Genomic DNA, 10,911 nt, shown 5'->3' on the forward strand with positions numbered 1-10,911 from the left:
AACGAGGCACCCTGTAGCTGAGTTGTCGGCCGAAGCGTCCCGCACCTCCGAAAAGGTGCTCACGATCGTCTGAAATCGTTGCTCATGATCTCGTGAAATCCGTGCTCACGATCGCCTGAAATACGCAGATATTTGGATCTACAGCGTCAGAGCCTGTCCGTGACCGCGATCGCCCGGCGAACGGGCCGCGATCCCGAGACAGTCCGCAAATACATCGAGCGCGGGCTCGAACTCCCCGCGCCTATGGGCCGCGACAGGTGGGACGACCAAGCAAGATCGTGCCCTTTGTCGACTACCTGCGTGAACGGGTCGCCGCCTTTCCCGATCTCACCGCCGTTCGCCTCAGGCGCGAGATTCGTGAGCGCGGCTATGGCGGCGCCTACACCGCCGTGAAGCGCTTCGTGGCCGCGCCGGCCGGGCAGGGGAGTCACCGGCTTTGGGCACTCAAATGCCCGACAGCCTCCCTGCCACAGCGCTGCTTGGCGAACCAACGTGTCCGCGTCGACTCGGCCTATCCCCGCGATCATCTGCGCGACCGCATCCGGCGCGCCGTTGAGTCGGCCGGCGTCCCTCACCTCAACTTGAGGTGTCTCCCCTGACAAGGTCAGAGTTTCTCATCAAGTACCGCTGGTCCAAGGCTTCAGCTTGGTCGTGCGGCGGCTTTTTCGTGCAGATGCTGAAAGCTCTGGAGCAAACGTGCGAACTTGCGCGACGCCGACATCTTCGTCTTCATGGACAAGGGCAAGGTGGTCGAATACGGCGGCTTCGCCTAGCTTTTCAGGGTCGGGACAAGGAGCTGTACGACTAGGCTCGGAAGACGGTGCCGTTCATGGGGCCATCATAGACGAACTGTGCGGTCATGCCGGTCAGCCGTAGCGCGCCGGTGAAGGTGGAGGTCTTCCAGTGGCCATGAGGCACGCCAGCCCGACAGCGCTCGCCGCGTGGCGCACGGCCCCGCAGCCGCGCCATCTTATCGACAGGCCGGTCTCATCGATTAAGACGAGCCGGGCAGGATCGAGATCGAGTTGGCGGTCGAACCAGGGGCGACGACGCTTCAGGACGTCTGCTCGGGCCTGCTCCAGTTGCACGTGCGGACTCACATGGGGGAGTTCACGTCAAGGTGCTCAGCTTAATCGTGCATGAACGTCTCCAGGTTGCCGGTTCCAGTTCTGAGCCTGATTGCATGACGCGGTTCGTTAGCCGACCCGATCAAACTCACATTCGGTCGGCGCTCATGGCCGGACCAGGATTCCGCTTGCGGCGGTGAGGCTCAGGGTGACGAGACCATTCTTTTTTGCCGGCATTTCGCCAAAGTCCGCGTCGGTCCGTCGCCTGGATCCGCCGGGAATGATCACATCCCGGTAGATTCTAGAAAGGTGAAGTGCTGCGGAGTTTTAAGCCTCCTTTATGACTGCGCCCTCGATGACGACGCCAGAAGCCACGTATTTCCAGAGCGACACCAGCAGCTTGCGTGCCAATGCCGTAATCGCCTGCCTTTTCCCGCGCCCGCCATTGTGGGCAACGCGGGCCTGGTACCACTGAGTGAGCGCCGAGTTCGGCTGATGCCGGAGCCACAGCCACGACATCTGGATCAGCGTCGTTCGCAGGCGCGGATTGCCCGCTTTCGAAACGCCTTGTTCCCTGTTGACCTTGCCGCTTTGCCAGGGCGTCGGCGCCAGCCCGGCGTAGGAGGCAACCTGGCGGCGGTTGTCGAACTGCCGCACGAAGCATTCAGATGCCAGGACATTGGCGAACTCGATGCCGATACCTTTGATGCCAAGAAGCATCGCGACCGGCGATGCCTTATCGTCGGCTGTTTCTACAGAGATCAACGTATCGCGCTCATCTTCGACAGCTTCGATTTGTTTCAACAGCAACTCAAGCCGGTCCAACTCCCGGTCGATCTGATCTCTCATGTGCTTCGGCAGAGGCCATCCGTCGCCGGTTCGCAATTCCTCAAGGCACCGGCGTCGATCCTTGTGGAGCGGCTCGTAGTCGGCCACGCCTTGCGAGAACAGGAGCCCCTTAATGCGATTGACGTGTTCAACGCGCTCCGCGATGAGTTGCTTTCGTTCCCGGCCAATCCGTCGCCGGTCCTCTTCCTCGGGCGAAGGCGCCTGAACCATCGAGCATACGCGCGGTTCGCCCCTCATGTAGGCCATGATAACCCGAAGCAGGGCCTCGCCATCAACCCGGTCCGTCTTCACACGTCTCTTACGACTTGGCGTCGAGATCGAGCTTGCATCGACGACGTAGCTTTCGATCCCTTCCTTCTCCAACGACCGATGAATCCAGAAGCCGTCAAGGCCGGCCTCCTGGATTGTGACGATCGGCCAGACCTGGCCGGTCTTTTCCTGGCTCCTCTCCCGCAGCTTCAAAAACAGGTCAAACAAACCGGCGAGATTCCCGGCTTGCACCGGATACTTGGACATCTTCTCGCCATTGCCAGGCAACAGCGTTGTGATCAGCCACGTCTTCCGGCTGAGTTCCATCGAGACAAAAATTGCGCCAATACTGGTTTGGATGGCGGTCGCGGGTCTTTCCGTTCTAAACATCGGAGGCCTCAGAATGATGGGGTTCAACGGCCTTATTCTGCAACGCCGGCCGTCATCCGCTCCCATGGAATCTTTTTTTGAACGTCCAGCCGCGCTTGCCAAGCCAGGCGCTCAAGGCACTGCGACCGATGCGGACCGACGCTTCGACTGCGAGCCGCTCGACCATCTCGTCCAGCGTGATGTCCTTACGCGCCTCGATCAGCCCGACGATGAAGGCTTCATTTCAGCTGCTTGAACCTCGCCGCCAACCCTATGGCCCAGGCGTCCGCTCGCCGAGCTTGGCTCGCGCGACGCGACGGATCGCACTCGATACTCCGACCCCGGGCCGCGCCGCCGCCCGCCGCCTACATACCATCATCGGCAGCTTTCAAAACCCGCTACCGAAGATCTTCGCTCAGTGCCCTTGCCATCATCCACATGGGGTAATCGCGGGAGCGACGCACCCTGGAACCAATCATAGCCTTGGAGGGTGGCTGTTCCCCGATAAGATGAAGGTACGGGCTCACGACTGGACGCCGGGCCCAGGCATCTAACGGAGAACAGCCATGGCAGAATATATCGGTCTCGACGTGTCGATGAAAGAGACGGCAGTGTCGATCCGCCGTGAAGGCGAGCGGATCTGGCGCGGGAAGTGCGCATCTGATCCCAACATCATTGCCGAGCTTGTCCGCAAGCGGGCGCCAGCTGTAAAGCGAGTGGTGTTCGAAACGGGGCCTCTCTCCGTATGGTTCTATCATGCGCTGCGCGCCGAGGGTTTGCCGGCAATCTGCATCGATGCCCGCCACGCCAAAGCTGCGCTCGATATGGCGGCGAATAAGACGGATGCGAATGACGCCGATGGTTTGGCGCAGCTTGCAGAGGTGGGCTTCTTCCGCGAGGTGCGGGTGAAAGGATACGACAGCATGCTGACCCGAACGCTCGTGGCGGCACGCACCCGGCTGGTCCGGATCACCACCGAGCTTTCCAACCAGATTCGTGGAATCATGAAAACGTTCGGCTTGCTCGTTCCTGCAGGTAAGGGAACCACGTTCGAGAACAACGTTCGGCGCCTCCTTATCGATAACAAGGAGCTTGCTCTTATCGTGCTGCCGATGTTGGAGGCCTGGCGCGGCATTCGCATCCGCGCCGCCGAGCTCGGACGCCAGCTCGTCGCGGATGCCCGCCAAAGCCAGGCTTGCCGCATCCTCATGTCGATCCCCGGCATCGGCGCCATCACCGCGACCTCTTTCGCCACTGCCATTGAAGATCCGGGCAACTTCAAGAAGTCCCGATCTGTTGGCGCCTGGATCGGCCTGACGACGCGCCGCTACCAATCCGGAGAAGTCGATTATGACGGCCATATATCCCGACGCGGCGACCGCCATTTGCGAGGGCTTCTCTACGAAGCCGCGGCGGTCATTCTGACGCGTAGCTCAACTGACAGCACCCTGCGCACATGGGGACTTCAACTGCGGGAGAGGATCGGCTTCAAAAGAGCTGCTGTGGCCGTGGCGCGCAAACTGGCGGTGATAATGCATACGATGCTTAAAACCGGTGAGCTCTTTAATCCGAATGCGGGAGCCACAACGTAAAACCGGATAGCGTTCAGACTCTGAACGCCTGAGGCGTCCCTGCCGGGACGTGAGCCGAGCCATTCCGCTGATGGGGTTGCACCGCTGTCTCAGCAAAGTGCGTCGTCCACATTGAAGGCTCGTCCCGCGAAGCTCCATCATGCGGCGACTAATGTCGACCGCGAAGACAACCATGCACCCGGCAGTGCCGCTTCAACAAACTCCACGCTTGACGCCCCAACTGCGATTAGACAACCTCATCAAAGTGGACGTTGAATCAGCTGAGCAGGGCTGTGTCACATCACAATCGATTCATCGTTCGATGGATTTGCTCGAGCTCTTCAGAGACGCCATGGTTTCGAGTTTGCTACACTGGAGTTGATCATGACCCTTCCTGGCTGGAGTGTGGAGTGGGGAGCCTGACCGCGAGCCAGAATGTAGGCTTGCGCCGTTCGGCGGCGAGGCGCCCCAGTTTCAATCACTGAATGGCCGATATTAAAATCAACGGCGGAGGCCAAAGGCAATGCGCATATAAAAAGCAGTATTTCAAATATGATAAGTATAATGTTCAGGTGTTGCACAATTTTAACGTACAATATAGATTTCTTTAACAATTAAGCCATTGCCCAATTCACGTTATGTGTCATTCTATGCCGAAGATATCCGTGGCATGGCTGCTGAGCCGCCGCAAAGAGGATCGGCCTAGCTTTGCGGGTCGGCAGGTACCGTCCGCCCTCGCCTGCCGTCACCGCTGGATGGGCGAGTGTATGTCAAAAGGAAAAATCTAATGGACATTCCGCATCATGAGCAAGCCGCGCAGGAGCATGTCAAGGCTTCACGCGTGCTGGACGGCGACGCCAACCGCATAGTGGACTATTACCAGGAATGGGGTGGTTCGTACGATCTGGATGTTAACCGCGAGCCGTACTGCGGCCCTCTGGTCGTAACGGAACTGGCGGGCGCTATGCAGGCGGCCTACGTGGAAAAGGACCGCGCAGCCGTGGTGAATTTGGATGCTGGTCGCAGAATACCCTCAGGTTCGATGCACATGCACAAATGCTATGGCGGGCTTACCGGCAGAGAGGCTGCAGCATGAGCCGCTTCACAGAAAAAGTCGCCTTGGTAACCGGCGCCAGCAGCGGCATTGGGGCGGCAATAGCCAATAGGCTTGCTGACGAGGGAGCTCGAGTCTTTGCCGTTCAGCTTGAGGACGCTGATCCGTTAGAAACGATTGTAGCCGACCTATGCGACCCCAACGTCCCGGCCGTAATCATTGACAATATCATTCAGCAAGCCGGCCAACTTGACATTCTTATCAACAATGCCGGGCGCATGGTTGAAGCTAAAGTCGATGAGATGGAACTGGACGAATGGCGACGCACAATGGCGCTGAACCTTGACGCACCCTTCCTGTTGATCCGCCAAGCAATGCAACATCTTCGCAGAAGACGCGGCACCATTATCAATATCGGCTCAATCGAGGGGCTCGCGTCCAACCCCGATCACGCGGCTTATTGTGCTTCTAAGGCAGGACTGCATGGCCTGACGCGCGCCGTGGCAGTAGACGGCGGGCCAGACGCGGTGCGTTGCAACGCCGTGGCTCCTGGCTGGATCGACACCGGCCTTAACGCCAATTTCGTTGCCGCTATGCCCGAAGGGATGCGGGAACGGCTTGGCGTCATTCATCCGTTGCATCGAACGGGCCGTGTTGAGGAAGTCGCGGCTATGGTGGCATGGCTTGCTTCCGAGGAGGCAACATTCGTCACGGGCCAGATCTTTGTCGTGGATGGGGGGCGCACTGCCAAGCTAAGTCTTCCCTGATGGTGCAGCGTCTTCCCAAGCACTTCAAACCGGCAGCTGTATAGGAGCCGCCTTGCCAGCCATATTTGCGGAGAAAGTTATGGTCATGCAGTTGAGCCGTAGTCAGAAACTAGAGGGTTATCGGCGGATGCTTCGCATCCGCCGATTTGAAGAAGAAGGTATGCGGCTGTTCGAAGGTGGGAAGATCCCCGGTTTCTTCCATGCGAGCGTTGGTCAAGAAGCTGCTATCGTAGGGGCATGTCTCGCCTTGCGGGATGATGACACTATGACCGGAACACACCGTTCGCACGGCCACCCTATCGGCAAGGGAGCGCATCTGAACGCCCTAATGGCCGAGCTGATGGGAAAGGAAGGTGGCATTTGCAAAGGCCGTGGCGGTTCGATGCACTTTGCAGACAGTTCGGTCGGGATCATCAGCGAATCAGGGATTGTCGGAGGAGGCATCCCTCTTGCAACAGGATGCGCGTTCAGCGCCAAGCTACGGGGCGCTGATCAGGTTACCCTATGCTTTCTTGGCGACGGAGCCGTTAACCAAGGGACCTTCCATGAGAGTCTCAACATGGCATCGTTGTGGAAGCTCCCGGTCATCTACCTTTGCGAGAACAATGGTTATGCGATAACTACTTCGGTGGCGCAAAGCCACGGGCAACCAAACATCGCGCTACGTGCGATGGGCTTCGGAATGCCAGGAGTAACGGTTGACGGGCAGAATTTGAGCGCTGTCTATGAAGTTACGACAACGGCCGTGACGTGCGCACGCGCGGGCGAGGGGCCCACTCTCATAGTAGCTGACACCTATCGGTTCGATGAGCACAATTTCGGTTTGGCGATTCCGGGGGAACCTTACCGAACTGCTGAGGAAGTGGAGGCATACAAACGCGACCGCGATCCACTAGTGATCTATCGCACTGTGCTGATCGAAGAGGGCATAAGTGAAGAGACTTTGAGTTCGATCGAGGATGAAGTCCTCGAAGCCATCAAGCAAGCTGTAGAATTTGGTTTAGAGAGCCCGCCGCCTCGGTCTGAGACGCTGTCCGACTACATGTTTAACTTGTTCTCTGCCGGACATAGGAGCTTCCTGGCCGCAGTGAAGAGGGCTGATCGACATGCAAACTGACGCCCAGAAGCTTGCTACGGCGCCTAGCCCCCACACTCAGATGACCTATCTTGAAGCGATCGTGCAGGCGCAGGTGGAGGAAATGGATCGTGACGAACGCGTAGTCTTGTTGGGAGAGGACGTCTCGATTTATGGCGGCGGGAGACTCCTCCAACGGTTCGGTAACAACCGCGTTTGGAACGTGCCCATTTCAGAAGGTGGCTTTACCGGCTTGGCAATCGGTGCAGCGATCTCCGGCTTGCGGCCGATCGTAGACCTCTCAACTGCCAGTTTCGTATATCTTGCTTCGGATCAGATTATCAATCAGGCGTCAAAATTGCGATATATGACCGGAGGTCAGATCGACATACCAATTGTGTTTCGTTGCTTTATGTACTCGGCGGCCTCCATGGCGGCGCAGCATTCCGACCGGCCCTATCCGTTGTTCATGAATGTGCCGGGCCTAAAGATCATTAGCCCGACAAGCCCCGCCGACATTAAGGGTCTTATGAAAGCTGCTATCCGCGACGGCAATCCGGTACTAGTCTTCGAAGATGCGAGCCTTTGGTCACTTAAGGGCGATGTGCCCACAAATCCCGATGATCTAATCCCGATTGGCAAGGCTGACGTAAAGCATGCGGGAAAAGACGTGACCCTGGTTGCCATTGCCGGTGCGATCAGGCCGACCATGAAAGCGGTCGATGCGCTAGCTGAAGAAGGCATTTCGGTCGAGGTGGTCGATCCGCGTACTTTGAAACCGCTCGATTGCCAGACCATCAAGACTTCACTTGCGGAAACTGGAAGGCTTGTCATCGTTGAAAATGCGCATCGCGTCTGCAACGTCGGCAGTGAAATCGCCGCCGTGGTCGCGGAAGAAGCTTTCCATCTGCTGAAGCGACCGATCCTCCGTGTATGTGCGCCGGACATTCACGTTCCATTCAGTCCGGCTCTTGAGAAGGGTTTCTTTCCGACGAGGGATCACATCATTGCCGCCGTGAGGCACCTATTCTGATAGCCTCAATATTCTGAGTAGAGTCGCAAATAAAGAACAACTGCCAACGAGCTGGATCATCATCTTTCACGCACGCCAGCACGTTCCTCATGAAGTGGACGCGGGGGCTGTTGAGAAAGTCCTTCCCAACTGATTGAACGAAGCCGCTGACGCGGCATTTGGCGGGTCGGTTTGCGGTTGAGGCTTCTGTTTTGAAGGATTGCGGCTGTTGAAGCGCAATCTTGGAACAGGAGCACTGAGATGGCCGAGTTGAGCCCTCTTCGCCGGCGCATGATCGAAGACATGACGATCCGCAATCTGTCGCCGGCCACGCAACGATCCTACGTGCACGCGGTGGCGAAGTTTTCCCGCCATTTCGGCCGATCCCCTGACCGCCTTGGCCTTGAAGATGTCCGCGCCTTTCAGGTGCATCTGGTCTCGACCGGGATCTCGTGGCCGGCGCTGAACCAGACGGTGTGCGCGTTGCGGTTCTTCTACGGCGTGACGCTCGGCCATGCCGAGATTCCGGAACGGATCGTCTATGCCCGCTCGCCACGCACGCTGCCGGTGGTTCTCAGCGCCGACGAGGTCGTCCACTTCCTGGAGGCAGTGCCGAGCCTGAAGACGCGCACGGCGCTGACGACGGCCTACGCAGCGGGTCTTCGCGCCTCGGAGACCGTCGGGCTGAAGGTCGGCGATATCGACAGCGGCCGCGGCGTCATACTCGTTCGTCACGGCAAGGGCGGCAAGGACCGCACCGTGATGCTGTCGGCGCAGCTTCTTCGGATCCTGCGGGTCTACTGGCGACTGGCCAAGCCGCAGCGCTGGCTGTTTCCCGGCCGCGACCCCAATCGCCCCATCGACGTGCAGGTGCTGTATTCGGCCTGCCGCTCGGCGCGCGCTGCCGCCGGCATCGACAAGCGGGTGACGGTGCACACGCTCAGGCACTCCTTCGCCACGCATCTGCTCGAGAACGGCACCGATATCCGCATCATCCAGGTGCTGCTTGGCCACAACAATCTTTCCTCGACGGCACGCTACACCAAGGTCTCGAACGGCCTCATCCGGCGCACGACGAGCCCGCTCGACAGGCTGAACATTGAAGTGGTGCCGCCGGGCTGACCGGTTCCGCCCATGTCGGCGAGACTGGAGGTGGCGGATATTTTCGGCCGCCACGGCGAGGCGTATCGGCAGGTTCATGACGGCCATCTCGGACGTGTCGAGCGGCGTGTGATGAGCGCGATCGAGCTCTGCCGGACGGCCGAGCTCGGCGGCCATGTCGAGGGCTGCCGATCCTGCGGGGCGATCCGCGTGGCCTACAATTCCTGTCGCAACCGGCATTGCCCAAAATGCCAGGGACAGGCCTGCCGCGACTGGCTCGCCGCACGCGAGGCCGAACTCCTGCCGGTTCCCTACTTCCACGTCGTGTTCACGTTGCCGGCCGAGGTCGCCGCGATCGCCTTCCAGAACAAGGCGGCGGTTTACGCCATCCTGTTCAGGACTGCGGCCGAGACGCTGCGCACGATCGCCGCCGATTCCAAACATCTCGGCGCCGAGATCGGCCTCATCGCGGTGCTGCACAGCTGGGGGCAGAACCTGCACTACCATCCGCACATCCATTGCATCGTGCTGGGCGGTGGCGTCTCGCCCGATGGCTCGCGCTGGGTCTCCTGTCGGCCAGGGTTCTTCCTTCCGGTGCGCGTCCTGTCGCGCCTGTTTCGCCGCCGCTTCCTGGAGGACCTACGAGCCGCCTTCGACGCGCACAGCCTCAAGCTCTTCGGCGACATTGCCGGCCTGACCGAGCCAGCCGCCTTCACCCGCCTGTTGGCCAGGGCGCGCCGCCTCGACTGGGTAGTCTACGCCAAACCGCCGTTCGGCGGTCCAGGGCAGGTGCTGGCCTACCTAGGTCGCTACACCCATCGCGTCGCCATCGCCAATTCCCGGCTGATCAGCATGGAGAACGATCGTGTCGGATTCCGCTGGAAGGATTATCGTCATGGCGGAAGGACAAAGGTGATGACGCTCGACGCGCACGAGTTCATCCGCCGCTTCCTGCTTCACACGCTGCCGGACGGCTTCCATCGCATCCGCCACTACGGCTTCCTCGCCAACGGCCATCGCGCCGCCAGGCTCGACCAGTGCCGCAGGCTGCTGACCAAACCACAACTGGATGATCGCGAACCGGATGCCGAAAGCGCCGCTGCCGCTCCTCTTGCCGTCTGGCGATGCGGACAGGCACCGCCCGGCCCGTTCTGGTGCGACACCTCATGATCGCGGCCGGCGCCTCCTCATCGCCATCCTCAGCATCCGTCACCATGGGCGCCGGAACGCCAACGCTTGGCCCATCGCACAAGGGCGCAAGCAGCCAGCCCGGCGATAGAAGGCACCACAGCCTGTCCGACGGCACCCGCCATCAAGATGCCGCCCCCTGTCGCAGCGTCCTTTGCCGTCATTGCATCCCGACGGCCCTTGATCATTCTGGCGAAGACTATCCCGGCCACAGCTCCGGGCTACAATCCCCATAGCGCCAGTCCTGCCCGCGGCTCCGTTCAATCCGGCTTGCAATGAGGTCCGACGTCGTGCCAAGCGGCTCCGTCGAGCCAACGGACCTCACAGAAGCCTCCAGATTCAATTGATCGATCGTTGATTCGGTGGAGGATTCGCGATGCTGGGCCGGAAAGAACGAGATCAACTCGAACTGTTCACTGTTCATGACCGGCTCGCTGCGACAGCTCATCCCGATGATCATATTCTGGCCAAGGTCGATCGTGTGTGCGCATTTCGCTGATTGTGAGCAGCCATTTCACGCGATGGTGAGCGCTCATTTCATTTGATCGTGAGCAGGGATTTCACGCGATCATGAGCGGCCGCTTCGAACCGACCTGTTGATTGATTCAG

The 10,911-nt window shown here is 59.6% G+C and carries 9 protein-coding genes and 3 pseudogenes; 8 read left to right on the forward strand and 4 right to left on the reverse strand.

Translation table 11 applies throughout. The features are described from left to right. Positions 1-120: 120 nt before the first annotated feature. Positions 121-407: pseudogene (locus RFM68_RS33080) on the forward strand (IS21 family transposase); the annotation flags it as partial. 365 nt (positions 408-772) lie between these two features. On the opposite strand, the pseudogene RFM68_RS33085 reads toward RFM68_RS33080, so the two are convergent. The 3 genes and pseudogenes from RFM68_RS33085 to RFM68_RS33095 all read right to left on the reverse strand — a co-directional run. Continuing rightward, positions 773-1,082, reverse strand: a pseudogene (locus tag RFM68_RS33085) (transposase); the annotation flags it as partial. Positions 1,083-1,394: 312 nt separating this feature from the next. Next, the gene (locus RFM68_RS33090) at positions 1,395-2,555 is read right to left on the reverse strand and encodes an IS110 family RNA-guided transposase (RefSeq protein ID WP_320237132.1); all 1,161 of its coding nucleotides are present in this window, start codon (positions 2,553-2,555) and stop codon (positions 1,395-1,397) included. A 79-nt stretch (positions 2,556-2,634) separates the two neighbouring features. After that, positions 2,635-2,905, reverse strand: a pseudogene (locus tag RFM68_RS33095) (IS630 family transposase); the annotation flags it as partial. 195 nt (positions 2,906-3,100) lie between these two features. Here RFM68_RS33095 and RFM68_RS33100 point away from each other — a divergent pair. The 7 genes from RFM68_RS33100 (at position 3,101) to RFM68_RS33130 (ending at position 10,284) form a co-directional block, all read left to right on the forward strand. After that, the gene (locus tag RFM68_RS33100; RefSeq protein WP_320237133.1) at positions 3,101-4,126 is read left to right on the forward strand and encodes an IS110 family RNA-guided transposase; all 1,026 of its coding nucleotides are present in this window, start codon (positions 3,101-3,103) and stop codon (positions 4,124-4,126) included. Between the two features lie 766 nt (positions 4,127-4,892). Continuing rightward, positions 4,893-5,201, forward strand: a complete 309-nt coding sequence (locus tag RFM68_RS33105) for a hypothetical protein (protein WP_320237134.1) — start codon at positions 4,893-4,895, stop codon at positions 5,199-5,201. Further along, positions 5,198-5,926 carry an SDR family NAD(P)-dependent oxidoreductase gene (locus RFM68_RS33110; protein WP_320237135.1) on the forward strand — a complete coding sequence of 243 codons (729 nt, stop codon included), beginning with the start codon at positions 5,198-5,200 and terminating at the stop codon, positions 5,924-5,926. Before RFM68_RS33105 ends, RFM68_RS33110 begins: the two co-directional genes overlap by 4 nt. A 79-nt stretch (positions 5,927-6,005) precedes the next feature. Continuing rightward, entirely contained in the window at positions 6,006-7,043 is a 1,038-nt protein-coding gene (locus RFM68_RS33115; RefSeq protein WP_320237136.1) for a thiamine pyrophosphate-dependent dehydrogenase E1 component subunit alpha, read from the forward strand. Positions 7,044-7,083: 40 nt separating this feature from the next. Next, positions 7,084-8,034, forward strand: coding sequence for an alpha-ketoacid dehydrogenase subunit beta (locus RFM68_RS33120; protein ID WP_320237137.1), 951 nt, complete (start codon positions 7,084-7,086; stop codon positions 8,032-8,034). A gap of 240 nt (positions 8,035-8,274) precedes the next feature. After that, on the forward strand, positions 8,275-9,135 hold the full coding sequence (locus RFM68_RS33125) for a site-specific integrase (RefSeq protein WP_320237138.1): 861 nt from the start codon (positions 8,275-8,277) through the stop codon (positions 9,133-9,135). Between the two features lie 12 nt (positions 9,136-9,147). Next, positions 9,148-10,284, forward strand: coding sequence for an IS91 family transposase (locus RFM68_RS33130; protein ID WP_320237139.1), 1,137 nt, complete (start codon positions 9,148-9,150; stop codon positions 10,282-10,284). Between the two features lie 217 nt (positions 10,285-10,501). Here RFM68_RS33130 and RFM68_RS33135 read toward each other — a convergent pair whose 3' ends face one another. Continuing rightward, the gene (locus RFM68_RS33135) at positions 10,502-10,726 is read right to left on the reverse strand and encodes a hypothetical protein (RefSeq protein WP_320237140.1); all 225 of its coding nucleotides are present in this window, start codon (positions 10,724-10,726) and stop codon (positions 10,502-10,504) included. Positions 10,727-10,911: the final 185 nt, after the last annotated feature.

This window comes from Mesorhizobium montanum, assembly GCF_033977145.1.
In the GTDB taxonomy this organism is placed as follows: domain Bacteria; phylum Pseudomonadota; class Alphaproteobacteria; order Rhizobiales; family Rhizobiaceae; genus Mesorhizobium; species Mesorhizobium montanum.

Coding starts and splice junctions, on each gene's coding strand:
- RFM68_RS33090 (WP_320237132.1), bottom strand. CDS start 2,555: ATGTTTAGAACGGAAAGACCCGCGACCGCCATCCAAACCAGTATTGGC.
- RFM68_RS33100 (WP_320237133.1), top strand. CDS start 3,101: ATGGCAGAATATATCGGTCTCGACGTGTCGATGAAAGAGACGGCAGTG.
- RFM68_RS33105 (WP_320237134.1), top strand. CDS start 4,893: ATGGACATTCCGCATCATGAGCAAGCCGCGCAGGAGCATGTCAAGGCT.
- RFM68_RS33110 (WP_320237135.1), top strand. CDS start 5,198: ATGAGCCGCTTCACAGAAAAAGTCGCCTTGGTAACCGGCGCCAGCAGC.
- RFM68_RS33115 (WP_320237136.1), top strand. CDS start 6,006: ATGGTCATGCAGTTGAGCCGTAGTCAGAAACTAGAGGGTTATCGGCGG.
- RFM68_RS33120 (WP_320237137.1), top strand. CDS start 7,084: ATGACCTATCTTGAAGCGATCGTGCAGGCGCAGGTGGAGGAAATGGAT.
- RFM68_RS33125 (WP_320237138.1), top strand. CDS start 8,275: ATGGCCGAGTTGAGCCCTCTTCGCCGGCGCATGATCGAAGACATGACG.
- RFM68_RS33130 (WP_320237139.1), top strand. CDS start 9,148: ATGTCGGCGAGACTGGAGGTGGCGGATATTTTCGGCCGCCACGGCGAG.
- RFM68_RS33135 (WP_320237140.1), bottom strand. CDS start 10,726: ATGAACAGTGAACAGTTCGAGTTGATCTCGTTCTTTCCGGCCCAGCAT.